The organism is Streptomyces sp. V3I8 (assembly GCF_030817535.1).
Taxonomy (GTDB): Bacteria; Actinomycetota; Actinomycetes; order Streptomycetales; family Streptomycetaceae; genus Streptomyces.
Genome location: NZ_JAUSZL010000002.1, coordinates 1,469,179 through 1,494,455 on the forward strand (window position 1 = coordinate 1,469,179; position 25,277 = coordinate 1,494,455).

23 protein-coding genes and 1 pseudogene are annotated in these 25,277 nt (G+C 71.8%); 3 read left to right on the forward strand and 21 right to left on the reverse strand.

Annotation, left to right across the window (positions count from 1 at the left end; all coding sequences use genetic code 11):
* The first annotated feature begins 61 nt into the window (after positions 1-61).
* A complete protein-coding gene (locus QFZ75_RS06470) occupies positions 62-859 on the forward strand; it encodes a tyrosine-protein phosphatase (protein ID WP_307534590.1) in 798 nt (265 codons plus the stop codon).
* 13 nt (positions 860-872) lie between these two features.
* Here the strand turns inward: QFZ75_RS06470 and QFZ75_RS06475 are convergent, their stop codons facing one another.
* The 20 genes and pseudogenes from QFZ75_RS06475 to QFZ75_RS06565 all read right to left on the reverse strand — a co-directional run bounded on the left by QFZ75_RS06475 (position 873) and on the right by QFZ75_RS06565 (position 22,455).
* Entirely contained in the window at positions 873-998 is a 126-nt protein-coding gene (locus tag QFZ75_RS06475; protein WP_149511185.1) for a DUF6126 family protein, read from the reverse strand.
* The gene (locus tag QFZ75_RS06480) at positions 995-1,600 is read right to left on the reverse strand and encodes a helix-turn-helix domain-containing protein (protein WP_307534593.1); all 606 of its coding nucleotides are present in this window, start codon (positions 1,598-1,600) and stop codon (positions 995-997) included. Before QFZ75_RS06480 ends, QFZ75_RS06475 begins: the two co-directional genes overlap by 4 nt.
* Positions 1,601-1,707: 107 nt before the next feature.
* The gene (locus QFZ75_RS06485; protein WP_307534594.1) at positions 1,708-3,105 is read right to left on the reverse strand and encodes an aspartate aminotransferase family protein; all 1,398 of its coding nucleotides are present in this window, start codon (positions 3,103-3,105) and stop codon (positions 1,708-1,710) included.
* A 482-nt stretch (positions 3,106-3,587) separates the two neighbouring features.
* Positions 3,588-5,456 (reverse strand): annotated as a pseudogene (dxs, locus tag QFZ75_RS06490) (1-deoxy-D-xylulose-5-phosphate synthase); the annotation flags it as partial.
* Between the two features lie 29 nt (positions 5,457-5,485).
* Positions 5,486-6,667 (reverse strand): flavodoxin-dependent (E)-4-hydroxy-3-methylbut-2-enyl-diphosphate synthase, encoded by a 1,182-nt coding sequence (gene ispG / locus QFZ75_RS06495; RefSeq protein WP_307534595.1) that lies wholly within the window; start codon positions 6,665-6,667, stop codon positions 5,486-5,488.
* 4 nt (positions 6,668-6,671) lie between these two features.
* On the reverse strand, positions 6,672-7,694 hold the full coding sequence (gene hpnH / locus QFZ75_RS06500) for an adenosyl-hopene transferase HpnH (protein WP_307534597.1): 1,023 nt from the start codon (positions 7,692-7,694) through the stop codon (positions 6,672-6,674).
* Between the two features lie 5 nt (positions 7,695-7,699).
* On the reverse strand, positions 7,700-8,344 hold the full coding sequence (locus QFZ75_RS06505; protein ID WP_307534599.1) for a 1-hydroxy-2-methyl-2-butenyl 4-diphosphate reductase: 645 nt from the start codon (positions 8,342-8,344) through the stop codon (positions 7,700-7,702).
* Entirely contained in the window at positions 8,344-10,371 is a 2,028-nt protein-coding gene (gene shc, locus QFZ75_RS06510; protein WP_307534601.1) for a squalene--hopene cyclase, read from the reverse strand. Before shc ends, QFZ75_RS06505 begins: the two co-directional genes overlap by 1 nt.
* Before the next feature lie 112 nt (positions 10,372-10,483).
* Positions 10,484-11,605, reverse strand: coding sequence for a polyprenyl synthetase family protein (locus QFZ75_RS06515; RefSeq protein WP_307534603.1), 1,122 nt, complete (start codon positions 11,603-11,605; stop codon positions 10,484-10,486).
* Entirely contained in the window at positions 11,602-13,026 is a 1,425-nt protein-coding gene (hpnE, locus tag QFZ75_RS06520; protein ID WP_307534604.1) for a hydroxysqualene dehydroxylase HpnE, read from the reverse strand. Before hpnE ends, QFZ75_RS06515 begins: the two co-directional genes overlap by 4 nt.
* Positions 13,023-13,163: a DUF6380 family protein gene (locus QFZ75_RS41070; RefSeq protein ID WP_373465816.1), complete on the reverse strand. Its 141-nt coding sequence runs from the start codon at positions 13,161-13,163 to the stop codon at positions 13,023-13,025. The genes hpnE and QFZ75_RS41070 overlap by 4 nt, the downstream gene beginning before the upstream one ends.
* The gene (hpnD, locus tag QFZ75_RS06525; RefSeq protein WP_307534606.1) at positions 13,163-14,113 is read right to left on the reverse strand and encodes a presqualene diphosphate synthase HpnD; all 951 of its coding nucleotides are present in this window, start codon (positions 14,111-14,113) and stop codon (positions 13,163-13,165) included. Before hpnD ends, QFZ75_RS41070 begins: the two co-directional genes overlap by 1 nt.
* Complete coding sequence (hpnC, locus tag QFZ75_RS06530; protein ID WP_307534608.1) at positions 14,110-15,012, reverse strand: squalene synthase HpnC; 903 nt, start codon at positions 15,010-15,012, stop codon at positions 14,110-14,112. Before hpnC ends, hpnD begins: the two co-directional genes overlap by 4 nt.
* A gap of 390 nt (positions 15,013-15,402) precedes the next feature.
* Positions 15,403-16,176 (reverse strand): ABC transporter ATP-binding protein, encoded by a 774-nt coding sequence (locus tag QFZ75_RS06535; protein ID WP_307534610.1) that lies wholly within the window; start codon positions 16,174-16,176, stop codon positions 15,403-15,405.
* Entirely contained in the window at positions 16,169-17,098 is a 930-nt protein-coding gene (locus QFZ75_RS06540) for an ABC transporter permease (protein ID WP_307534612.1), read from the reverse strand. The genes QFZ75_RS06535 and QFZ75_RS06540 overlap by 8 nt, the downstream gene beginning before the upstream one ends.
* Positions 17,099-17,195: 97 nt before the next feature.
* Positions 17,196-18,050, reverse strand: coding sequence for a glycosyltransferase family 2 protein (locus tag QFZ75_RS06545; RefSeq protein ID WP_307544249.1), 855 nt, complete (start codon positions 18,048-18,050; stop codon positions 17,196-17,198).
* A gap of 35 nt (positions 18,051-18,085) precedes the next feature.
* On the reverse strand, positions 18,086-18,865 hold the full coding sequence (locus tag QFZ75_RS06550) for a CDP-alcohol phosphatidyltransferase family protein (RefSeq protein WP_307534613.1): 780 nt from the start codon (positions 18,863-18,865) through the stop codon (positions 18,086-18,088).
* Positions 18,843-19,907, reverse strand: coding sequence for an iron-containing alcohol dehydrogenase family protein (locus QFZ75_RS06555; protein ID WP_307534614.1), 1,065 nt, complete (start codon positions 19,905-19,907; stop codon positions 18,843-18,845). Before QFZ75_RS06555 ends, QFZ75_RS06550 begins: the two co-directional genes overlap by 23 nt.
* Positions 19,895-20,647, reverse strand: coding sequence for a sugar phosphate nucleotidyltransferase (locus tag QFZ75_RS06560; RefSeq protein ID WP_107019961.1), 753 nt, complete (start codon positions 20,645-20,647; stop codon positions 19,895-19,897). The genes QFZ75_RS06555 and QFZ75_RS06560 overlap by 13 nt, the downstream gene beginning before the upstream one ends.
* A complete protein-coding gene (locus tag QFZ75_RS06565) occupies positions 20,644-22,455 on the reverse strand; it encodes a DUF5941 domain-containing protein (RefSeq protein WP_307544250.1) in 1,812 nt (603 codons plus the stop codon). The genes QFZ75_RS06560 and QFZ75_RS06565 overlap by 4 nt, the downstream gene beginning before the upstream one ends.
* 289 nt (positions 22,456-22,744) lie before the next feature.
* Here QFZ75_RS06565 and galE point away from each other — a divergent pair, with 289 nt between their 5' ends.
* Positions 22,745-23,713: a UDP-glucose 4-epimerase GalE gene (galE, locus tag QFZ75_RS06570; protein WP_307534616.1), complete on the forward strand. Its 969-nt coding sequence runs from the start codon at positions 22,745-22,747 to the stop codon at positions 23,711-23,713.
* 323 nt (positions 23,714-24,036) lie between these two features.
* Complete coding sequence (gene idi / locus QFZ75_RS06575) at positions 24,037-24,630, forward strand: isopentenyl-diphosphate Delta-isomerase (RefSeq protein WP_307534617.1); 594 nt, start codon at positions 24,037-24,039, stop codon at positions 24,628-24,630.
* A 116-nt stretch (positions 24,631-24,746) separates the two neighbouring features.
* Here the strand turns inward: idi and QFZ75_RS06580 are convergent, their stop codons facing one another.
* On the reverse strand, positions 24,747-25,253 hold the full coding sequence (locus tag QFZ75_RS06580) for an ATP-binding protein (protein WP_307544252.1): 507 nt from the start codon (positions 25,251-25,253) through the stop codon (positions 24,747-24,749).
* Positions 25,254-25,277 lie beyond the last annotated feature (24 nt).

The following is a 25,277-nucleotide window of genomic DNA, read 5'->3' on the forward strand; positions in this document are numbered from 1 at the left end:
CGTATCGTCGGATACGCACCTCGCCGACGAGCCGCGTCGGCAGCCGAGGGGAGGAGCCCCCGTGACGCAGCAGGTCCCGTCGACCGAGCCCGAGCTGACCGGAGTGCGCAACTTCCGCGACGTGGGCGGCCTGCCGACGGTGGACGGCCGGCGTCTGGCGTACGGGCGGCTCTTCCGCAGCGGCCACCTCGCGCACGCGACGGCGTCGGACGCCGCGTTCCTGGCCTCCCTGGGCCTGCACACGATCTTCGACTTCCGCAACGCGGCCGACCACAAGCTCGAGGGCGCCGATGTCGAGCTGCCCGGGGTGCGCAATGTGAACCTGCCGCTGTCGGACCCGGCGGACGGCGCGGAGTTCTGGAAGATGGTCCGCGACGGGAATCTGGAGCAGCTGCGCGAGCTGCTCTCGGACGGCCGGGCGGCGGACCGCATGATCGGCTCGTACCGCACGATCATCAAGGACCGCACCGCCGAGCACCGTCAGGTGCTGCACGCGCTGGCGGAGGGCAGCGTCCCGGCGCTGATGCACTGCGCGGCGGGCAAGGACCGGGCCGGTCTCTCCGTCGCCGTGACGCTCCTCGCCGTCGGCGTCGAGCGCGAGGCCGTCATGACGGACTACCTGGAGTCGAACGCGGCGCACCGCCGCTACAAGGTCCACCGCAGCGGCTCCGCCGCCTCGGCGTACACCCCCGAGGTGATGGAGTTGCTGAGCCCTCTCTTCGACGCCCGCGCCGAGTACCTGACGGCGGCGTTCGACACGATCGAGGAGACGTGGGGCGGGGTCGACGCGTACCTGGAGCAGGGCCTCGCCGTGACCCCGCGGGTACGGGAGCGGCTGCGCGAGCGGTTCCTCGACTGACTACGCCGGGGGGCTACTGGTTCTGGGCCCCGAGCGTGAACAGCAGGTAGATGAAGGCGGCGAAGACGTGCCCGACCGCCACGTAGATGATGAGCCGGACCCACAGCGCGCGCGGGAACTTCTCCTCCAGGTCCTTCACGAATCTTCTCCTGAGGTCGTCGTCGGTCCGAGGCACAGGGCGGCCGTCGGGCTCTGCAGCAGGGTGTGCACGAAGAGGAGCTCGGCCCCGTCCCGGTCCGCGGCGGCGATCCGGTGGGGGGTCAGCGAGTCGAAGTGGGCGCTGTCCCCGGGCGCGAGGACGTGCGCGGTGTCCCCGAGGCGCAGCCGCAGCCGCCCCTGGAGGACGTACAGCCACTCCTCGCCGGGGTGGACCCGCACGATGTCGCCCTGCGTCCCGTGGGGGACGTGCACGCGCAGGGACTGCATACCGCGTCCGGCGGCGCCGGCCTGCCGATACGTCCAGCCGCCGGCCTGCGTGGGCTCCATGTCGGCACAGCGCACGACCGCGTCCCGTTCGGCAGCCGTCTCACCGAGCAGGTCGGAGACGGTGGTGGCGTAGACGCGGGCCAGCGCGAGGAGCATCGGCAGCGAGGGCTGGCGCTGCCCGGTCTCCAGCCGGGAGAGGTGGGCGGGGGAGAGTCCGGCTGCGCCGGCCGCGGACTCCAGGGTGAGGGCCGCGCGGCGGCGCAGAGCACGTAGCTGGGGGGCGACGGTGGGGTGCGTACCCTTGTCAGGGTTCATGCGTCCATTGAGCCGCACCCTTGCCCCGGAGGCAAATAACTTGCCCCTGAGGCAAAAGATGCCGGCCCCCAGGAACCCCACCGACGGCCTACGGCCGGCCGCAGGGCCTACCGGTTGGCAACCGCCTGCTTCATCAGTGTCTTCCCGAAGTCCCACATCAGGCCGCCCCCGCTGTGCGCGTCGTCCATCACGGCGGTGAAGGCGTCCACGAAGCGGTCCACGTCCTGCTCGTCGATCACCAGCGGCGGAATCAGCTTGATCACTTCCAGATGGTCGCCGGAGACCTGGGTGAGGATCCGGTGGCGCTGCAGCAGCGGCACGACCACCATCTGCGCGAACAGCCCCTTGCGGGCGGTCTGCAGCACCGTCCAACGGCTGCGCAGCTTGAGGGACTTCGGCCGGCCGAACTCGATGCCGATCATCAGCCCCCGGCCGCGTACGTCGCTCAGCAGCTCGTACTTCCCGACGAGCGCCGCGAGCCGCGACCTCAGCTGCTCTCCGGTGGCGCGGGCGTTCGCCACGATCTGCTCGTTCTCCATCACCGACAGCACGGCGAGGCCGGCCGCCATGGCCTGCGCGTTGGACCCGAAGCTCGCGGAGTGCACGAGGACCCGGTCCATGGACGAGTAGACCTTCTTGAAGATCCAGTCCTTGCCGAGGGTCGCGCCGACGGGCACATAGCCCCCCGACAGCGCCTTCGCCACACAGACCAGGTCCGGCTCCACACCCTCTTCGTGCTGGTAGGCGTAGAAGTCCCCGGTGCGGCCGAGTCCGGTCTGCACCTCGTCCGCGATGAGCAGCGCGCGGTGCCTGCGCAGCAGCTCCTGGGCGGCGCGCAGGTATCCGGGCGGCGACTCGTGCACGCCCTTGCCCTGGATCGGTTCGACGATCAGCGCGGCGACGTCGCCCTTCTTCAGCTCGGCCGCCAGCGCGTCGAGGTCGCCGAGCGGGACCGCCGTGTCGGGCAGCAGCGGGGCGAAGCCGTCCCGGAAGCCGTCCTCGCCGTTCACGGACAGGGATCCGGCGGTCAGGCCGTGGAAGGAGTGCGCGCAGTACAGCACGCGCGGCTTCCCGGTGGCGTACCGGGCGAACTTCAGCGCGGTCTCGACGGCCTCGGTACCGCTGTTGCCGAAGAACACCCGGTCCAGGTGCGGGCTGTGGGCGAGGAGCTTCTCCGCCAGCAGCCCGGGCAGCGGCTGGCAGTCGAAGCGGGTGAGGTCGGCGAGCTGCGCGTCGAGGACGTCGTGCAGCGCCCTGCGGACGACGGGGTGGTGGCGGCCGAGCCCCATCACCCCGAACCCGGCGAGCATGTCCAGGTAGTCGTTGCCGTCCGCGTCCCAGAAATGGGCGCCCTCGGCCCGCTCGTAGACCTTGTCGAAGCCGATGGTGTGCAGCATGCGCGGCAGCTGGTGGTTCAGGTACTTCGCGTGCAGCTCGTAGCGCTCTGCTCCGCGCTCGGCGAGGAGACCGCCGAGGTCGAACTCCCGGGGCTCGCTGGTCGTCATTCCTGTTTCTCCCTGGACGCGTGCGTTTCTCCGGCCGGCTCACCGGCGGCACCCTGCTCCGCGGCGGTCTCCGGCGCCTTGCGGGTCCGCCGCCCGGCGGCCGGCGCCCGTGCCCCGGCCCGGGGGTCACCCCCCTCGACGCCTTGACGGGCTTCCCCGTCCGCGTCGGTCTTCCGCGCCCCGACGGCTCCCTGGCGACCGGCGACCGGCGCCGTCCGGGGCCGCTCCTCGTCGGCCGGCCCGCCCGAGACCCGGGCCCCGGCCGCGGGACCGCCCTCCGCGACCGTCCGCCCGGCGTCCCCGCCGACGTCGGCCTCCCGCGCCCCGGCGGCTCCGCGCACCGATGCCCGGCGGCCGGCGGCCGGCGTCGTCCGGGCACGCTTCGCGGCCGCCCGCCGCGGGGAGGCCTGCGCCCCGTCCGTGGGCCCGACCTGCGCGTCGGCCCCACGGGCACCCCGGCCGACGTCCCGGGGCGGGCCGGCCTCCCGGGCGGCCAGGCTCGCGCCGATGCGGCCCGCGATCTCGACCGGGGTCAGACCGATGTCGGCCAGTACCTCGCCCCGCTTGGCGTGCGCGAGGAACTGTTCGGGGATCCCGAACCGCCGTACGGGCACGTCGACCTCGGCGTCCGAGAGGGCGAGCGCGACGGCCGCGCCCACCCCGGCGGCCCGGCTGTTGTCCTCGACGACCGCGACCAGGCGGTGGCCGGCGGCGAGGCCGGGGAGCTCGGGGTCGACGGGCTTGACCCAGCGCGGGTCCACCACCGTGCAGCCGATGCCCCGGGCCTCGAGGAGCCCGGCCGCGTGGAGGCACACCGGGGCCATCACGCCGACGGCCACCAGGAGCACGTCGGTCCGCTCGCCGCGGTGCAGCACGTCGACGCCGCCCACCCGGTCGACCGCCGGGACCTGCGGGCCCACCGACTCCTTGGGGAAGCGGATCAGCGTGGGCGCGTCGTCCACGGCGACCGCCTCGCGCAGTTGCGCACGGAGCTGGTCGGCGTCACGTGGCGCGGCGATCCTGAGTCCGGGCACGACCTGGAGGATCGACAGGTCCCACATGCCGTTGTGCGACGCCCCGTCGACGCCCGTCACCCCGGCGCGGTCCAGCACGAACGTCACTCCGCAGCGGTGCAGCGCGACATCCATGAGCAGCTGGTCGAAGGCCCGGTTGAGGAAGGTCGCGTACACGGCGACGACCGGATGCAGCCCGCCCGTCGCGAGTCCGGCCGCGGACACCGTGGCGTGCTGCTCGGCGATGCCCACGTCCCACACCCGGCCGGGGAACCGCTCGGCGAACTTCGCGAGTCCCACCGGGTGCAGCATGGCCGCCGTGATCGCCACGACGTCCTCGCGCTCCTCGCCGATGCGCACGATCTCGTCGCCGAACACCGAGGTCCAGGACGGGCCGCTGGACGGCGCGAGCGGCTCGCAGGTGAGCGGGTCCATCACACCGACCGTGTGGAAGCGGTCCTCCTCGTGCGCGAGGGCGGGCTCGTAACCGCGCCCCTTCTCCGTCAGGCAGTGGACGAGGACGGGCCCGTGGAAACGTTTCGCGCGCCGCAGGGCCGACTCGACGGCGCCCACGTCGTGCCCGTCGATCGGCCCGACGTACTTCAGGCCCAGGTCCTCGAACATGCCCTGCGGGGCGAACGCGTCCTTGAAGCCCTTCTTGGCGCCGTGCAGCGACTCGTAGAGCGTGCCGCCGACGACCGGGGTGCGCAGCAGGACGTCCTTGCCCCAGGCCAGGACCTTCTCGTAGCTGTCGGTCGTGCGCAGCGTCGCCAGGTGGTTGGCGAGGCCGCCGATGGTCGGCGCGTACGAGCGTTCGTTGTCGTTGACGACGATGATCAGCGGCCGGTCCTTGGCGGCGGCGATGTTGTTCAGCGCCTCCCAGGCCATGCCGCCGGTGAGCGCGCCGTCGCCGACGACCGCGACGACGTGCCCCTTCTCCCCCTGCACCTGCCGGGCCTTGGCGAGCCCGTCGGCCCAGCCGAGCGCGGTGGACGCGTGGCTGTTCTCGATGACGTCGTGCTCGGACTCCTCCCGCGAGGGATAGCCGGACAGGCCGCCCTTGCCGCGCAGCTTGGAGAAGTCCTGACGCCCGGTCAGGAGTTTGTGCACATAGCTCTGGTGGCCGGTGTCCCACAGGATGCGGTCGACCGGCGACTCGAAGACCCGGTGGAGCGCGATGGACAGTTCCACCACCCCCAGGTTGGGTCCCAGATGCCCCCCGGTCCTGGCGACGGCGTGCACCAGGAACTCCCGGATCTCTTCGGCCACCCGGCCGGTCTCGGCCTCGGACAGCGCCTTCAGGTCGCGTGGTCCCCGGATGGTCTCCAGAATCGTCACGTCGGGCCCCCTCTCGGTCCGTGCTGCAGCTACCTCACGGCGGCGGGGGGTTGCCCCGGTACCGTGACCTCCGGCTCGCCTGACGCGACGCCGGCCGCCTCCATCTGCTCGGCGATCTTCATCGCCTCGTCGACGAGGGTCTCCACGATCTTCGACTCGGGCACCGTCCTGATGACCTCGCCCCTGACGAAGATCTGGCCCTTGCCGTTGCCGGAGGCGACCCCCAGGTCCGCCTCCCGTGCTTCTCCCGGCCCGTTGACGACGCAGCCCATGACCGCGACGCGCAGGGGCACCTCCATGCCCTCCAGGCCGGCCGTGACCTCGTCGGCGAGCTTGTAGACGTCGACCTGGGCCCGCCCGCAGGACGGACAGGACACGATCTCCAGGCGCCGCTCCCGCAGCCCCAGCGACTGGAGGATCTGGATGCCGACCTTGCACTCCTCGGCAGGCGGGGCGCTCAACGACACCCGGATGGTGTCGCCGATGCCCTCGCCGAGCAGCGCCCCGAAGGCGACCGCCGACTTGATCGTGCCCTGGAAGGCCGGGCCCGCCTCGGTCACCCCGAGGTGCAGCGGGTAGTCGCAGGCGGCGGCGAGCTGCCGGTAGGCGCTGACCATCACGACCGGGTCGTTGTGCTTGACCGAGATCTTGATGTCCCGGAAGCCGTGCTCCTCGAAGAGCGACGCCTCCCACAGCGCCGACTCCACCAGTGCCTCGGGCGTCGCCTTCCCGTACTTCCGGAGCAGGCGCCGGTCCAGCGAACCGGCGTTGACGCCGATCCGGATCGGCGTGCCGTGGTCCTGCGCGGCGCGCGCGATCTCGCGCACCTGGTCGTCGAACTGCTTGATGTTGCCCGGGTTCACGCGCACCGCCGCGCAGCCCGCCTCGATCGCGGCGAACACGTACTTCGGCTGGAAGTGGATGTCGGCGATCACCGGGATCTGCGACTTGCGCGCGATGGTGGCGAGGGCGTCCGCGTCGTCCTGCGTGGGGCAGGCGACGCGGACGATCTGGCAGCCGGACGCGGTCAGCTCGGCGATCTGCTGCAGGGTGGCGCCGATGTCCGACGTGCGTGTCGTCGTCATCGACTGCACCGAGACAGGTGCCCCGCCCCCGACCGCCACCGGTCCGACCTGGATCCGCCGCGAGACGCGGCGCTCCGCGATCGGCCGGACCGGTACCTCGGGGAGGCCCAAGGAGATGGCGGTCACGACGTCACCCGCGGTTTCCCGAGACGGTCTCGCGGGCGGCCCGCAGGGACTCCTTGAGGGAGCCCATGGTGGCCAGGACCGCGGTCGGCTCGTAGCCGCAGTGCGCCATGCAGTTGGCGCAGCGCGGATCCTTGCCGCGGCCGTACGAGTCCCAGTCGGTGTCCTCGATGAGCTCCCGGTACGTCGTGACGTACCCGTCGCTCATCAGGTAGCAGGGCTTCTGCCAGCCGAAGAGCGAGTAGTTGGGGATCGCCCACGCCGTGCAGGGGAAGTCGACCTTGCCCTCCAGGAAGTCCAGGAAGAGCGGGGAGTGGTTGAGGCGCCAGCGGCGCCGGTTGCCGCCCGAGAAGGCCTTCTTGAACAGTTCGCGGGTCTGCTCGACGCCCAGGAAGTGCTCCTGGTCGGGCGCCTTCTCGTAGGCATAGGCGGGCGAGATCATCATCTCGTCCACCTTCAGGTCGTCATTGAGGAAGTTGAGCACCTCGATGATCGTCTGCGGGGTGTCGGTGTTGAAGAAGGTCGAGTTGGTGGTGACCCGGAAACCGCGCTTCTTGGCTTCCTTGATGGCGGCCACGGCCTCGTCGAACACGCCCTCCTTCGCCACGGACTCGTCGTGCCGCTCCCGCAGCCCGTCGATGTGCACGGCGAACGCGAAGTACGGGGACGGGGTGAACTTGTCCATCTTCTTGCGCATCAGCATGGCGTTGGTGCAGAGGAAGACGTACTTCTTGCGGGCCACCAACTGCCGTACGATCTCGTCGATCTTCGGGTGCATCAGGGGCTCGCCACCGGCGATGGACACCATCGGTGCCCCGGACTCCAGCACCGCCCCGACGGCCTGAGCCACCGGCATGCGCTGCTTGAGCACCCCGGCCGGGTGCTGGATCTTGCCGCAGCCCTCGCACGCCAGATTGCAGGCATAGAGCGGTTCGAGCTCGACGATCAGCGGAAACTTCTCCCGCTTGCGGAGTTTCTGTTCGGCGAGATACGTCGCGACCTTGATGGTCTGACGGAGCGGCATGGCCATCTGGCTCACCTCCGGGGGAGCAGCAGGGAACGGTGCCATTCGAAAAAAACAGGAAGGACGGCACGAAGAACGCGGAAAGCTGATATTCCACCGCGCACCGTGCCGATCCGGACGAGTTCATGTTCTGGAGCGTCCACGACCACCCGTACGGCGGCAACCGCGCGCACTCCGGCCAGCACCGCGGTGTGCAGCGTGGCCGCCGACTCCATGTCGACCGCGATCGCGCCGGTCGCGTACAGATCCGACCGTTCCTGACCGCGGACCACGTGATCGGACCCCGTGAGCGGTCCCGTGTGGACGGCGCGCCCGGGCACGGCGCGCCGCAGTTCCTCGACGAGCAGGCCGGTGCCCACGCACGGTGTGCTGCCGTGCGGGCCCCGGGTCTCCTCGGCGACGACCACGTCTCCCGGATGCATGCCGGGGGCCAGCCCGGCGCAGAAGCCCGTGGCCAGGACGGCCGCCCCGTGCAGGGCCGGTGCGGCCAGCGCCGCGGCGACCGCCCGTTCGGCGGCCGGCGGTCCCATGCCCGTACGCAGCACGGTGACCGGTCCCCCGGCGCCGCCCCGGTCGCCGCCGGTGCGCAGGGCGAACTTCTCGATGCCCAGCGCGCAGGCGATCAGCAGCGGGCCGGCGCCCGGTGTCGCGCTCATCAACTGGCCCTGCCGAAGGAGCTCCGGGAGCTCTGCAGGCCGGCGAACGGTTCGCCGTTGACGTACCGGCCCAGCGCGGTCAGCGGGAAGACCTGCCGGTAGAGGTGGTAGTTGATCGAGAAGTCCCAGGGGAATCCGGTGCCGGTGAAGTACGGCTCGTCCCAGGAGCCGTCCGCCAGCTGGGTCCGGGCGAGCCAGGCGACCCCGCGCTGGACCGCCTCGGAGTGCCGTTCCCCGGCCGCGAGCAGCGCCAGCAGCGCCCACGCGGTCTGGGAGGCGGTGGAGGCGCCCCGTCCGCTCCATTCGGCGGCGTCACGGTAGGAGCGCAGGTCCTCTCCCCAGCCGCCGTCGTCGTTCTGCACCGTCTCCAGCCAGGCGACGGCCCGGCGGATCGCGGGGTGCGAGCCGGGCAGTCCGGCGGCGACCAGCGCGGGCACCACCGACCCCGTCCCGTAGACGTAGTTGACGCCCCAGCGGCCGAACCAGGAGCCGTTCGCCTCCTGTTCGGCGAGCAGCCACTCGATGCCCCGCCGGGTGCGCGGGTCGTGGGCGAGCCCTTCGAAGGCGAGCATCTCCACGACGTGCGCGGTGACGTCGGCGGACGGCGGGTCGATGACCTCGCCGAAGTCGCAGAACGGCAGCCGGTTGGGGAAGGGACTGGTGTTGTCGACGTCGAAGGCACCCCAGGCACCGTTCTTCGACTGCATGCCCAGGTTCCAGCGCACCCCGCGCCCGATGGCCTTCTCGACGCGCTCCGGGTCGTGGTGCTTGACGCGGCGCAGCGCGAGGACCACCTCGGCGGTGTCGTCGATGTCGGGGTAGTTGTCGTTGTGGAACTCGAACGCCCAGCCTCCAGGCGCCAGTTGGGGTCGTTTGACCGCCCAGTCGCCGGGGCGGACGATCTCCTCCCCCAGCATCCAGTCCGCGGCCCGCACGAGCTGCGGGTGATCGGCGGGCACGCCCGCGTCGGCGAGCGCGATGGTCGCGAGGCAGGTGTCCCACACCGGTGACTGGCAGGCCTCGATCATCCGGGCCCCGTCCTCGCGCCACACGGCGAAGCGGTCCAGGGAGGCCAGTCCCTCGCGCATCACCGGGTGTTCGAGGTCGTAGCCGAGCAGGTGGAGGGCGATGACCGAGTAGACGGCGGGCGGCTGGATGCCGCCCCAGCACCCGTCGTTCTCCTGACGCTCGATGATCCAGCGGGCCGCGGCGTTCATGGCCGCCCTGCGCAGTCCGCGCGGGGCGACCTTGCGGTAGGCGTGCAGGGCCCGGTCCAGCCGCTGGAACGCACCACCCCAACTCGCGATCGGTGCCAGGCGTTTGACCGGGTTGGGGTGACGGGGATCGGTGTGCAGCTCGTCCAGCGCGAAGGGCGCCGGACGCACCGGGCGCTTCGCCGAGACGACGGTGAGCGGCACGATGGTCTGCCGGGCCCAGCAGCCGAAGTCGTAGATGTTGAGCGGCGCCCACTTGGGGAACCAGATGAGCTCCGGCGGGAGTTCGGGCAGGTCGTCCCACTTCCACCAGCCGAACAGGGCGAGCCAGATCCGGGTGAAGACCCGGGCGGAGGCGATGCCGCCCTGTGCGCGGACCCACGCGGCCGCCCGCGCCATGTGCGGGTCGTCCGGCGCGTCACCGGCCAGCCGCAGGGCGACGTACGCCTCGACGGTCGTGGACAGTTCGCCCGGTCCGCCGTAGAAGGAGGCCCAGGTGCCGTCCTCGCGCTGCTCGCCGCGGATGAACAGCGCGGCGGCCCGGGTGGTCCGCTCGTCCTGGATGCCCAGGAACTGCCGGAGCAGCAGGTCCTCGGCGTCCATCGTGACGTTGGTCTCGAGATCGCCCTTCCACCAGCCCTCGGCGTCCTGCGTGGAGAGCAGGAAGTCGGTGGCGCGCTGTATCGCGCGCACGGCGGCGTCTCGGGGATCGGCTGTCCCGGCCGCCACGGGGGTCGATTCTGTCCGGATGTCGCTGGCCGCGGCTGCGCGGGGCGGCAGGGCCCCGGCGCTTCCGTCGGTCGTCGCTGTCATGGCTTCCCCTTCGTGCAGTGGCGTTTTACTGCTGTGGGTCCGCCGTCGGCCGGTGCTCGTGTTCCCGCGGCACCGGCCGGCGACTACGCGAGGGCTATTCGACCGATAGTGATCATCTCTTCCGTACGACGACGAAGTCGGCGAGCTCCACGAACTGGGCCCGCACCTGGTCCGGCATGTGGATCGTGTCCAGCGCCTCGACGGCGATCGTGTGCTGGCGGCGCGCCTCCTGGGCGGTCCACTCGCGCCCGCCTGCCTCCTCGATGAGTGCGGCCCGTACGGCGAACTCCTCCTCGGAGAAGCTCTCGAAGTCGCTGCTCTTGGCGTCCGCGGCGAGCAGCTCGCCCAGACGCTCGGAGGCGGCGCCGCCGGCCGCGAGCGCGGCCACGACGGGCAGGGACTTCTTGCGCTGGCGCAGGTCGCTCCAGGTCTGCTTGCCGGTGGCCACCGGGTCGCCCCAGATGCCGAGGAGGTCGTCGACGGCCTGGAAGGCGAGACCGAGGTGGTAGCCGTACTTCTCCAGGGTGTCCGCCGTGCGGTCGTCGGCGCCGCCGAGGACGGCACCGATGGAGCAGGCGCAGGCGAGCAGGGCGCCGGTCTTGTTGCCCTCCATCTCCAGGCACTCCTCGACGCTGACGCGGTCGCGGTGCTCGTAGGAGATGTCCTGGGCCTGGCCGTCGATCAGCGCGCGGGTGGCGGAGGTGAGACGGCGCGTGGCGCGGCCCGCCTCGACCGTGCCGAGCTCCAGGAGCAGTTCGTTGGCCAGTGCGAACAGGGCGTCGCCGACGAGGATCGCCTGGGCGGGACCGTGCACCTTCCAGACGGTGTCACGGTGGCGGCGCTGCTCGTCGCCGTCCATCAGGTCGTCGTGCAGGAGCGAGAAGTTGTGCACGAGCTCGACGGCGACCGCGCCCGGTACGCCGACCTCGGGGGCGGCGCCGGCCGCCTCGGCGGACAGCACCGCCAGGGCGGGCCGTACGGCCTTGCCGCCGTCGCCGTCGGCGGGGTTGCCGGCGGCGTCGATCCAGCCGAAGTGGTAGGCGGCGACGGTGTCCATGGGGGGCGCGAGGCGGTCGATGGCCGCGCGCAGTACCGGTGAGGCCAGGGTCCGGCCGCGCTCCAGGAGCGCGGTCACGTCCACCGCGTCGGCAGCCTTCGATGCCGGGGGCACAGTGGGCACAGTCTCTCCTCTATTCGCGGTACGGGGGGTGCGGGAGCCCTGATCGAGCGTCAAGCGGCCTCCTCGAAGAGCTCGAAGAGGTGGTCGCGGGGCCGGCCCAGGGCGTGCAGCGCGGCGTCGGCCGCGCTCACGCCGCTGCGGACCGCACCCTCCATCGTCGCGGGCCACCCGGTGGCGGTCCACGCGCCGGCCAGGTACAGGCCGGGGGCGTTGGTACGGGCGCCGGGCCGCAGCCGTCCGACGCCGGGGCTCGGGGCGAACGTCGCCGTACGCTCCCTGGTCACGAAGAAGTCCCGGACCTCGGCCCGCCCGGTGTGCGGCAGCAGCCGCTCCAGCTCCGGCAGGTACCGCTCGCGCAGCACGGCGACGGGTTCGTCGATCTCGTCCTGCGCGGCCGACTGCGACAGCGCGAGGTACTGGCCCTCCTCGAGGCCCGACGCCGCGGTGCGGTCGAAGACCCACTGCACGGGGGAACCGAGCGCGGCGAAGAACGGCGCGTCGAGCACCTTGCGGTCGTACACGACGTGGATGTTGAGGATCGGCGCCGTGCCGATCTCCAGCAGCCGCCCGGGGGCGTCGAGGGCTCCCTCGGGCAGCAGACCGTGGGTCTCGCGCTGGGGCACGGCGAGTACGACCGCGTCCGCCTCCAGCGTCCGTCCGGGAACCTGCACGCTCCAACGCCCGTTCTCCTTGCGGGAGACGGAGGTGACGCGTGTACGGATCTCGGTACGGACTCCCGCGGAGTCGAGCGCCTTGCGGGCCAGCCGGTCGTGCAGTTCTCCCAGCGGGACGTGCGCCCAGCCGATGTCGGCGGCGCCCGGGTCGGAGAGCAGCCCGGTCCTGAACACCATCGCGGCGAGCCCGAGCGAGGCGTCGCCGGCCACCGCGTTGAGGGTGGCGACCCCCACGAGGTCCCACAGTGCCTCGACGGCCCGGTCCGACTGGCCGTGCGCGGCCAGCCAGCCGCCGAAGCTGCGCGTGTCGAGCGCGGGATCGGCGGGATCGAGTTCCTTGAGGGCGAGTGCGGCACGGCCGACCCTGGCGCGCTCCGCGAGCGACAGGTGCGGGTAGGTCGCGAGGCTGCGCGCCAGATGCAGCGGGACGGGCAGCGCCGTTCTGCCGATTCTGCCGAGCCGCCGCCCGGGTTTCGCCGCGGCGTCGAGCACCGGTACGTCGAGGCGGTCCTGCAGCGGCGCGAGGTGCGCGGCGCCGACGCGGTCGAGGAACCAGCGGTAGGCGGTGCAGCAGCGCAGGTACACGTGCTGGCCGTTGTCCACGGTGAGGCCGTCGCGCCGGAAGGAGAAGGCGAGCCCGCCGAGGCGGGGCCGGCCCTCCAGCAGCGTCACGCGGACGCCCGCGTCGGCCAGCGCGAGCGCCGAGGTCGTTCCCGCGAGCCCCCCGCCGACCACTACGGCCGTCGCGGGGCGGTTCGACGCGTCGGCGTCGAGCTCCTCGTCCTGCGTGGTGTCGTTCATCGTGCACCTTCCCCCGCGGCCCCGCCGCGCCGGTGGAACGGGGCGCGGGCGGCCGTCGCAGTCAGGGACGCCGTCCCCGGCCAAAGGGTTGCGTCCCGTTTCCACGGACCTGCGTCGTCTTGGGCCGAAGTGTCCATCAGGCGCGCCTCCTGACGGCCCGGCGCGAGACGTGCCGGGCGTCGAGACCGGAAAGGCCCCGCACCGCGACGTACGCCTTCTCGCGGCCGGGCAGCGAGACCCGGCCGCGCAGGACGGCCTCCGGGTCACGCTCGATGCGGTCCAGCAGGCGGCGGTAGATGCCGGCCATCGCGGCGACGCAGGCCCCGCTGCGGCGGTCCAGCATCGGCAGCAGCCGGTAGCCCTCCGCGAAGAGCGCGCGCGCCCTGCGCACCTCGAAGTGGACGAGGCCCGCGAAGTCGGAGCCCTCCGGCGGGCGGGATCCGCCGAACCCGGCCGAGCAGCCGAACTTCGCGAGGTCGTCGGCGGGCAGGTAGGTCCGTCCGTCCCCGGCGTCCTCGCGGACGTCCCGGAGGATGTTGGTGAGCTGCAGGGCGAGTCCGAGGGTGTCCGCGTACTCCGGCGCCCGTTCGGCCCCGCGCGCGCCCGGTTCCGTACCGAAGACGCCGAGCGAGAGGCGGCCGATGGCGCCGGCGACGCAGCGGCAGTAGACCTTGAGGTCGTCCCAGGTCTCGTACGTCTCGCCGCGGACGTCCATCAGGACGCCGTCGATGAGTTCGTCGAGGCCTTCGAGCGGGACCGGGAAGTGGTCCGCGGTGTGTCTGAGGGCGACGGCGACCGGGTCGGTGTCGTCCTCGTCCACCGTGCGGTCGCGGACCCGGGCGAGCAGGGCCCGGGTCTCCTCCAGCCGCGCAGCCTTGACCTCGGGCACGAGCGCGCCGTCGCCGATGTCGTCGACGCGCCGCGAGAACGCGTACAGGGCCGACATCGCACGGCGCTTGGGCGTCGGCAGCAGCCTGATGCCGTACGCGAAGTTCCGGGCCTGCTGTCCGGTGATGGCCTCGCAGTAGCCGTAGGCGGCGAGTACCGGTGCGGACATGTGTGGCTCCGAGTCCACGCTCCGGATCACCCCTCTCCTCGCAGAGTCACTCCCACCTCGCGCAGCAACTGGATCTTGCCGGGCTTCGGCGGGCCGGGAAGTACGTCGTATTCGGCGGCGGCGATCGCCCTGATCGCCGCCCTCCCCCCTGCCACGAACCCCGCGAGCAGCAGCTTGAGCCTGCCGTGGAGGCTACCCACGAGAGGGGTGCCTTCATTCAGGAGGTTGCGGGCGCGTTCTGCTTCGTATGCAACCAGTGCGCGCGCCGATGCGCCTGCTGTGGGCGTGGCGAGGTCCGCCTCCTGGACATGGAAACGCTTCATGTCCTGGGCGGGAAGGTAGATGCGGTCGCGGCCGAGGTCCTCGGCGACGTCCTGGAGGTGCTCGACGATCTGCAGGGCCGTGCAGACGGCGTCGGAGCGGCGGACCCGCTCGGGGGTCGAGGTACCGGTGACGGCGAGGACCAGCCGGCCGACCGGGTTGGCGGACAGCTCGCAGTAGGCGAGGAGGTCGTCGTAGGTCTCGTACCGCTTGACGAGCTGGTCCTGGCGGTTCGCGGCGATCAGGCCGAGGAAGGGCTCGGGGGTCAGGCCGGCCCGGCGGACGGTGGGCTGCAGACGGCGCAGCAGCGGGTGGCCCGGGGTCGAGTCGAAGACCCTGCGCAGGTCCGCCTCGAAGGCGTCGAGCAGTACGAGCCGGTCCTCGGCCCGCGCGTCCGGGACTCCGAGGAGGCGGGCGTCCGCACCGCCGGGGGCCAGGTCGCCGTCGCCGATGTCGTCGACCAGCCGGGCGAAGCCGTAGACGGCCATCAGGTCGGCGCGCCAGGCCCTGGGCAGGAAGAACGGTGCCACGGGGAAGTTCTCGTCCGCGGCCTTGTCGAGGGTGCTGCGCTCCGGGTCCCCGGTGCGCGCCGTCCCGACCGGCGTCACCGCCCGCCGCCCGGGCCGGAAACGGCACCCGCGCAGACGGCGTACGCGCAGCGGAGCTGGAGAGTTTCCGTACCCATTGCCGTCACATCACCCGTTCTACACTGCTGACCCGATGGTGCCTCTTTCGGACACGCCGCCCGGTCGTCCGCGCGGCAGACCCGGGGCGGGCCGTCGCGCTTTTCGCCCCACTTGCGGCGAATCAGCACCGGTACAGCTTACGTTGTACAACCCGCCGCGCTCCGCCGGGGTGTCCCGCACATCACAAGAACACACCGATTGGCCTCAAGCTTCCTACAGACGGCGGGAGTTGGCCTTCTCTTTGCAGACGCAGGGCCCCGTCGAACCGTTCCGACGGGGCCCTGCGTTCCTTGCTCCTCGCTGCGGTCCGGGCTACCGGCCCGTGAACTTCTCGTACTCCTTGAGGACCTCGTCGGTCGGTCCGTCCAGCCGCAGCTCGCCGCGCTCCAGCCACAGGACGCGGTCGCACGTGTCACGGATGGACTTGTTGTTGTGGCTGACGAGGAACACCGTGCCGGCCTCCTTGCGGAGCTCCCGGATCCGGGCCTCGGAGCGCTTCTGGAACTTGCGGTCGCCGGTCGCGAGGGCCTCGTCGATCATGAGGACGTCGTGGTCCTTGGCGGCCGCGATGGAGAAGCGCAGCCGGGCGGCCATGCCGGAGGAGTAGGTGCGCATGGGCAGGGTGATGAAGTCGCCCTTCTCGTTGATGCCCGAGAAGTCGACGATGTCCTGGTAGCGCTCCCTGATCTGCTCGCGCGTCATGCCCATGGCCAGTCCGCCGAGGATGACGTTCCGCTCGCCCGTGAGGTCGTTCATCAGGGCCGCGTTGACGCCGAGGAGCGAGGGCTGGCCGTCGGTGTAGACGTGGCCCTTCTCCGCGGGGAGCAGTCCGGCGATGGCCCGCAGCAGGGTGGACTTGCCGGAGCCGTTGGAACCGATGAGGCCGATGGCCTCACCGCGGTAGGACGTGAAGGAGACACCGCGGACGGCGTGCACCTTGCGCACGCCCCGCTCCTCGCCGCGCCGGAGTATGCGGCTGAGGGCGGAGGTGGCGCTGCCCTTGCCGGTCCTGGCGCCGTTGACGCGGTAGACGATGTGCAGCTCGTCCGCGATGACGGTCGGGATCCCGCTGTTGTCCTCAGCCACGGCCGTAACGCTCCTCAGCCTTCCAGAAGTACACGAAACCGCCCACGGCCACGAGGACGGCCCAGCCGCCCGCGACCACCCACACGTGCGGCGGCAGGTTCTCGGAGCCGTAGCCGTCGATCAGCGCGAACCGCATCAGGTCCATGTAGATGGCGGCCGGGTTCCACTGGAGGATGTCGGCGATCCACTCGGGGTGCTCGTCGAGCATCACGGGAATGGAGAACATGACGCCGGAGGCGTACATCCACGTACGCATCACGAACGGCATGAGCTGGGCCAGGTCCGGGGTCTTGGCACCCATCCTGGCCATGATCATGGCCAGGCCGGTGTTGAAGAGGAACTGCAGCACCAGCACCGGGACGATCAGCAGCCAGGACAGCCGGGGGTAGCTGCCGAAGCCGATCGCCACGACGAACAGCACGATCATCGAGAAGAGCAGCTGCTGGAGCTGCTGCAGCGAGAACGAGATCGGCAGCGCGGCGCGCGGGAAGTGCAGCGCCCGGACCAGGCCGAGGTTGCCGGAGATCGCGCGCACGCCCGCCATCACCGAGCTCTGGGTGAAGGTGAAGACGAAGACACCCGTCACGAGGAACGGGATGTAGACCTCCCGCTCCATGCCGCGGTCGGCCTTCAGGATCAGGCCGAAGATCAGGAAGTACACGGCCGCGTTCAGCAGCGGTGTGGCCACCTGCCACAGCTGGCCGAGCTTGGCCTGGCTGTACTGGGCGGTGAGCTTCGCCTGCGAGAAGGCGAGGATGAAGTGACGCCGTCCCCAGAGCTGGCGGACGTAACTGACCAGTCCGGGCCGGGCGCCGCTCACGGACAGCCCGTACTTCACGGCGAGGTCCGCCGCGGAGAGCCCTTCGTCGGGGGACGGAGGGGCGCTCACCGCGACGCCGCCGTCATGCGTTGTCTCACTCACAGTGGAAACTTTCGTCCTCAGGATGCGCGGCCTGGTCGGGCGTAGGCCAAAGACAGGGACCGGGGTACGGCCCGAATGCTCTCAGATGTCGAGCGTGTCAGATGACGGGTGGTCGGCCCAGACGGGTCAGGCGCCATACCGTACGCCACTTCATGGGGCGCCGGGGTCCGCACGGACTGGACCAGCCCTCCTTGAAACCGCCGAACCAGGCCCGCAGGGCGGGGCGGGAGGGGCGGCGGGCGAGCGTGAGCAGCATCCACACGCCGAGGTACACCGGGATCAGGGGGGCGGGCAGGTTCCGGCGGGCCAGCCAGACGCGGTTGCGGGCGACCATCCGGTGGTAGACCGCGTGCCGGGAGGGCGCGGTCGTGGGGTGGTTGAGCACCATGTCCGAGCGGTAGTCGATCATCCAGCCCGCGTCGAGGGCCCGCCAGGCGAGGTCGGTCTCCTCGTGGGCGTAGAAGAACTCGTCGGGCAGCCCGCCGACCTCGGCGAGCACCTTCGTACGGACCGCGTTGGCGCCGCCGAGGAAGGTGGTGACGCGGGAGTTGCGCATCGGGTCGGAGGCGCGCAGCCGCGGGACGTGGCGGCGCTGGGTGATCCCGGTCTCCGGGTCGGCGATGCGGAAACTGATGATGCCGAGCTCCGGATCGGCCGCGAAGGCCTGCCGGCAGAGCTCGGCGGTGTCGTGGTGCGCGAGGAGGCCGTCGTCGTCCAGGAAGAGCAGGATGTCCACGTCGGTGCCGCCGGGGCCGAACGCCTCGATGCCGACGTTGCGACCGCCGGGGATACCGAGGTTCTCCGGCAGTTCGACCGTGCGGACCCCGGGTACGGAGCCGGTGACGTCCGGGACGGGCGAGCCGTTGCCGACCACGACCACCTCGACCGGGTCGCCGTCCTGCTTGGCGACCGAGTCGAGGAGGGCGCGGAGTTCGTCGGGGCGGTTGCCCATGGTGATGATCACCGCGCCGACCTTCGTGGCCGTGCTCACTTCAGCCTGCTCGACGCGAGGATGGACACCAGGTGCAGCACGGTCTGCAGCAGGGCGATGCCGGCCAGGACCGCGACGCCGAGCCGCGAGAAGAACAGGTCGTCCCTGACCGTGTCCAGGACCGCGAGGACCAGGATCAGCAGGGAGGCCTCGATGCCGAGGACGAGCCGGTGGAACTTGAGCGCGCCGGCGGCCCGGCGGGCCAGCGCCATGCCGGAGGAGCGCGGCTCGGACGCCGACTCCTGGACCGGTGCCTTGCCGGTCTGGTGCCGGGCGACCCCGACGAGGTCGGTCTCGGACTTGATCAGGACGGCGCCGAGGGCGGCCAGGGTGCCGAGGAACGCCCACAGCCAGTCGATCCGTCCGGTGCCCCACAGGTCGGCGGCGCGCAGGCCGAAGCCGACCAGGACCGCGGCGTCGCACAGGTAGGCGGCGACGCGGTCGACGTACACCCCGGTCATCGAGTACTGCTTGCGCCAGCGGGCGATCTCGCCGTCGACGCAGTCGAACAGCAGGTACAGCTGGACCATCAGTACGCCGAGCAGGGCGCCCGGGATGCCCGGCACCAGCAGGGCCGGGGCGGCGAGCACGCCGAAGACGGTCATCACGTAGGTCAGCTGGTTGGGCGTGACCTTGGTGTTCACCAGGTGCCGGTCGATGCGCAGCGAGATCTCGCGCATGTAGAGCCGGCCTCCCCAGTGCTCGCCGCTCCGCCGGTCCTTCACACCCGGGGGGTGCACGACCGGGCGGAGTTCAGCTACCGATGGCTTTTGCATAGTCGGCGTATGCGTCCCTGATCTGGTCGGTGGAGAGGGAGAGGTGTTCGAGGATGGTGTAGCGGCCCGGCCTGGTCGTCGGAGCGAACTCCACGACCTGGACGAACTCGTCCGGGGTGAAGCCGATCTCGTCCGGCAGCACGGGGAGTCCGTGGCGCCGGAGGACCTCGGCCATGTGCCTGGCCGTCTCGTGGTCGCCCCGCAGGAACGTGGCGAACGCGCCGCCCAGGCCGCACTGCTCGCCGTGGAGGGCACTGCGCTTGGGGAAGCTCAGGTCGAACGCGTGGCTGATCTCGTGGCAGGCACCGGACGCGGGGCGGCTGTCACCGGCCACCGACATCGAGATGCCGCACAGGACCAGTGCCTCGGAGAGCGTCGTCAGGAAGGCGTCGTCGCCGACACCCCCCGGATGGCGCAGTACCGCTTCCGCGGCCTGGCGGGCCATGGCGGCGGCCAGGCCGTCGACCTGCTCGCCGTTCTCCCGGTGCGACAGCTCCCAGTCGGCCACGGCGGAGATCTTGCAGATCACGTCGCCGATGCCGGCCCGTACGTAGCGCACGGGAGCCTCGCGGATGACGTCGAGGTCGATGACGATGGCGATCGGGTTGGGCACACCGTAGGAGCCACGGCCCGCGTCGTTGTCGAGGGTGGCGACCGGCGAGCAGAGACCGTCGTTCGCCAGGTTCGTGGCCACCGCGACGAGCGGCAGGCCCACCCGCGCCGCCGCGTACTTGGCACAGTCGATGACCTTGCCGCCGCCGAGGCCGACCACCGCGTCGTAGCGGCCGGCCTTCTTGATGGATTCGGCGAGACGGACCGCTCCGTCGATGGTGCCGTCGGCGTCGGAGAACCAGTCCGCCTCGGGGAACGCCGGGGCGAAGCGCTCGCGCAGGATCCGGCCGGAGCCGCCGCTGATGGCGAAGGCCAGGCTGCCGGAGGGCGCGATGCGCTGGTCGGACAGGATCGTCGCCAGATCATCGAGCGCGCCCGGACGGATGTCGACGACGACCGGCGAGGGGATGAGCCTCGTCAGTACTGGCACGCGATCACGCGTCCCTTGGCGAGGTCCTCGTGGTTGTCGATCTCGACCCACTTGACGTCGCCGATGGGGGCCACGTCGATGCGGAAGCCGCGGTTCACGAGCTCCTGGTAGCCGTGCTCGTAGAACTGCTGCGGGTCCGTCTCGAAGACCGTCTTCAGCGCGTCGGCCAGCTCGTCCGCGGCGTCGCCCTCGATGAGGGTCACGCCGATGTACTCACCGGTCGCCTCGGCGGGGTCCATCAGCTTGGTGATCTTCGTCATGGAGCCCTCGGGGCCGACCACGACCTTCATCTCCTCGTCGGCGAGGGACTTCACCGTGTCGAGGGCGAGGATGATCTTCTTGCCGTCGCCGCGGGCGGCGAGCAGGGTCTTCTCGACGGAGACCGGGTGCACGGTGTCGCCGTTGGCGAGGATCACCGAGTGCTTGATGGCGTCACGGCCGCACCACAGGGAGTAGGCGTTGTTCCACTCCTCGGCCTTGTCGTTGTCGATCAGCGTGATCTTGACGCCGTACTTCTGCTCCAGCGCCTCGCGCCGCTCGTAGACGGCTTCCTTGCGGTAGCCGACGATGATCGCGACCTCGGTCAGGCCGATCTCGGCGAAGTTGCCGAGGGTGAGGTCGAGCACCGTGATGCTGTCCTCGTCGCCTTCGGGTCCCACCGGCACCAGGGCCTTGGGCAGGGTGTCGGTGTAGGGGCGCAGACGCCGTCCGGCGCCGGCAGCCAGCACGAGGCCGATCATGCGGGTTCTCCTTCATCGTGTACGGCGGGTGCGCCGCGCCTGTGGGCGGTCACCCAGTAGCGGATGCTCTCGAAGAGCACCACCAGGGCCACGGCCACGGCGAGTGCCGTGAGCGCGACCTTGAAATCTTCTGCGGCGAGCAGCACGGCCAGGACGGTGACCAGCAGCGTCCTGCCGTCGTGCCCGCCGATCGCCCGCACCAGCCAGTGCGGCGGCGCGCCGGCGTTGCCGCGGATGCGGTACACCGTGTCGTAGTGATGGTAGGCGACCGCCGCCACCAGCCCGAAAGCCGCCGGAAGGGCGCCGTTCACGTCGGCTTTCGCCGCCAGGATCAGCACGGTGCCGTATTCGGCGGCGCGCAGCACCGGCGGGACGAGCCAGTCGAGCGCGCCCTTGAGGGGCAGTGCGACGGCGGCGCCGGAGGTCAGGACGTACAGCGCCGCGGCGAGGACGGGCCACCAGCTGCCGTAGTCGGCGGTCCGGGCCGCGGCGACGAGGAGCACGGCGCCCGGCAGCGCGACCAGCAGGCGCGAACCGAACGGCGGCTTGGCGGGAAGCCTGCCGAGCAGCGAGGCGCAGGCCCGCGCGAGGGGGCCCGAGTCGGTGAGGTCCGCCAGTGCCGCCGCGGCCCGCTCGGTGCGCTGTGCCTTGCGGGTCACCGATCGCAGCACCCGGCCCGCGGTGGTGTAGCAGGCGGCGAAGGCGCAGCCGATCAGCAGCACGTAGAAGGTGATCCGGGGCGTGGTGAGCGCGGTGAGCACGGCGATCATCGCCCAGCGTTCGCCGATCGGCAGGACGATCATCCGGCGCAGCCAGACCGTCCAGCCGACGCTGTCGAGCTTGCCCGAAAGGGCGGCGGTGGGGCCGGCGCCGGCGGCCGTGCTGTCGGCGTTCGCCTCGTTGAAGGAGAAGTCGACGACGTGCCGGCAGGTCTGCAGGACCATCGCGCCGAGGGCCAGCGCCCACACGTCGTCGCCGTTGCGGGCGGCGCCGAGGGCGAGGCCCGCGTAGTAGGCGTACTCCTTGGCCCGGTCGAAGGTCGCGTCGAGCCAGGCGCCGAGCGTGGAGTACTGCAGGGAGTAGCGGGCGAGCTGGCCGTCCGTGCAGTCGAGGACGAAGGAGAAGAGGAGCAGCAGCCCCGCGGCGACGAAGCCGGCCCGGGTGCCGGTCGCCGCGCAGCCGGCCGCGATCAGCGCGGTGACCAGCGAGGCGGTGGTGACCTGGTTCGGGGTCAGGCCGCGGCGGGCGCACCAGCGGGCGAGGTAGCGGGAGTACGGGCTGACGCAGTACGTGGTGAAGAAGCCGTCGCGGGACTTCACGGCCGTACGCAGCCGGATCGCCTCGTCGTCCACGGAGGCGACGGCCTGCCGGGACTCGTTGCGGGCCTGCGGGTCCCTCGGGACCACGGCGACGAGTTCGCCCAGTTCGGGGCGGTGCAGGTCGGTGTCGAGGAGTTCGGCGACGCGGTCGGCGACGATGCCGACCACCACGGACCCGTTCGGCGCGTCATCGCAGGCGGTGCGCAGCGCCCTGGCCAGCGCCGGACGCGCCGCGGGCCGGGCGGTGACGGCGCCGGGGATCGCGGCGGCCTCGAAGCGCGGGTCGGTCAGGCCGAGCCGCAGCGCGTGGACGTGCCCCACGAAGCGGGCGTCGACGACGGCGACCCGCTGGTCGGCGGGGACGGCCGCGAGGAGCGTCTCGGCGTCGGCCGCGTCGGTGGCGGCCCGCACCTCGAAGCCGAGCGTCCGCAGATCGCTCTCGAGCGACGACCCGGGAACCGGCTGACCGGTGAGGATGGCGGTCGACAGACGAACTCACTCCTCTGGGTTCCGGCGTGCGTGACGCCGGGCAGGTGCGTGGTGGGGGGCGCCCCGGGCCGGGTGGGCCGGGCGGCATGTCGGCAGAGGCTATCCGATGATGGGAAGCGGCCGTTCACCGCCCGTTCACGGTCCGATCAACGGGTTCTGATCGGCGTGTCCGCCGCGATCATCATCGTGGATCCGGGGCCCGGCCGACAAACCACGGCCTATAAGGCGCAATTCACGACATGCCTCCCGAGCTCCGCGGAAGCGGCGTCGCGGCATAGGGTGAGCGTCCATGACATGGCTGATCACAGGTGGGGCTGGATACATCGGTGCGCACGTGGCGCGGGCCATGGCCGGGGCCGGGGAGCGCGTGGTCGCGCTCGACGACCTCTCGGCCGGGGTCTCCGCGCGGCTGCCCGACGGGATCCCCCTGGTACAGGGCTCGTCGCTGGACGGGGAGTTGCTGAAGCGGCTCCTCGCCGAGCACGCGGTGACGGGTGTGGTGCACCTGGCCGCACGCAAGCAGGTCGGCGAGTCCGTGGCCCAGCCCGCCCGCTACTACCAGGAGAACGTCGGCGGGCTCGCCACGCTCCTGGACGCGGTCGCCGGGGCCGGTGTGCGGCGCTTCGTCTTCTCCTCGTCCGCGGCCGTCTACGGCAACCCGGACGTGGACCTCATCACGGAGGACACCCCCTGCGCCCCGATGAGTCCCTACGGCGAGACGAAGCTCGCCGGCGAGTGGCTGGTGCGGGCCGCGGGCCGCGCGCACGGCATCGGGACCGTGTGCCTGCGCTACTTCAACGTGGCGGGCGCCGCGGCGCCCGAGCTGGCGGACACCGGTGTGTTCAACGTGGTGCCGATGGTCTTCGACCGGCTCACGCGCGACGAGCCCCCGCGGATCTTCGGCGACGACTATCCGACGCCGGACGGCACGTGCGTGCGGGACTACATCCATGTCGCGGACCTCGCCGAGGCGCACCTCGCGGCGGCCCGGCGGCTCGCCTCGACGGACGTCCCGGGCGACCTGACGGTGAACATCGGCCGCGGCGAGGGGGCCTCGGTGCGCGAACTCATGACGCTCATCGGCGAGGTCACCGGTGACACCCGGCCGGTTCTCGTCGAGCCGCGCCGCCCGGGTGACGCCCCGCGCGCGGTCGCCTCGTCCGCGCTGGCCGCCAAGGAGCTGGGCTGGAGCGCGCGGCGCGGGGTGCGCGAGATGGTCGAGTCGGCCTGGCGGGGCTGGCAGCTGCACCACGCGTGAGGAGCGGGCGTACGCCCGGTGGCGGAGGCCCGACGCCGTCGCGCAGGCCGGCCGGCGGGGGCGGCGCACCGGCTGCGGGCCACGGCGTACGGCCCGGTTCCCCGGCACGGGTGAAAGGGCGAGGACTGCCGTTCCGGACGGCTCCGTGCCGGTAGCGTCGGTGACGATCAGATGTCCGGGCCCTTGCGGCGTCCGGCCGGGGCCGGGCGCCACGTCCGGTTCGGCCGCGCGACGGAACCGGACGTGCGGGGCCCCGCGTGATGCCGGGAGTGCCGGTCCGGTACGGCAGACTTGGGGCTCGAAGACCGATGCGAAGGATGGGTATGCCGATCACTCCTGCCACCGCGACGCACAGTTCGTCGAACGGCACCGCTGAAGCCATCTTGCTCGAACTGGTCGACGAGGACGGCACCACGATCGGTACGGCGGAGAAGCTCACGGCCCATCAGCCGCCCGGGCAGCTGCACCGGGCGTTCTCCGTCTTCCTCTTCGACGAGCGGGGCCGGCTGTTGCTGCAGCAGCGGGCGCTGGGCAAGTACCACTCCCCCGGTGTGTGGTCCAACACGTGCTGCGGTCATCCGTACCCCGGCGAGGCGCCCTTCGCGGCCGCCGCGCGCCGGACGTTCGAGGAGCTGGGGGTCTCTCCCTCGCTGCTCGCCGAGGCGGGCACGGTCCGCTACAACCACCCGGACCCGGACTCGGGGCTGGTGGAGCAGGAGTTCAACCACCTCTTCGTGGGGATGGTGCAGTCGGCGCTGCGGCCGGACCCCGAGGAGGTCGGGTCGACGGCCTTCGTGAGCGCGGCCGAGCTGGCCGAGCGGCATGCCGGGGATCCGTTCTCGGCGTGGTTCATGACCGTGCTGGACTCGGCCCGGCCCGCGATCCGGGAACTGACCGGGGAAGCCGCGGGCTGGTGATCCGCGCACGCCGGTGACCTGGGACGAGCCGCGTCCCGTCAGGGGCGCGGAAAGGCTGCGTGGCAGACCACGACAGGTTGCGACGGGCCCGCAGACCGGCTGCGGGCCATGGGTCCTCAGACCGTTCGCGCGACGGTCAGGGGCAGGACGGACCAGATCACTTTGCCTCCCGACGCCGTGTGCTCCACGTCGCACACCCCGCCCGCCTCCCGGGTGATCTCGCGGACCAGCAGGAGGCCCCGGCCGCCGGTCTGGCCGTGGTCGGCCTCCAGGGCGGTCGGCCGGTAGGGGTGGTCGTCCTCGACGGCGACCCGCACCCACTCGGCGCCGACGGCGACCTCGACGGCGAGCACCGGGGAGAGGACCGCCGCGTGCCGGACCGCGTTGGTCACCAGCTCGGAGACGATCAGCAGCAGCCCCTGGACGATGTCGTCCGACACCGGTACGCCCTGGCGGGCCAGCAGGTCGCGGACCGCGTGCCGGGCCTGCGGCACCGAGGAGTCGGCGGCCGGAGCGGTGAACCGCCACACCCCCTCGTACGGCAGCGGTCCGGGCGGTCTGTCGTCGGGGGGCGCCTCCCCGCTCTCGGGACGCGGGCCGGCCCCCCGCCCCTGGTCGTCCATCGTCCGGTCGCCGCCCCTGCGCTC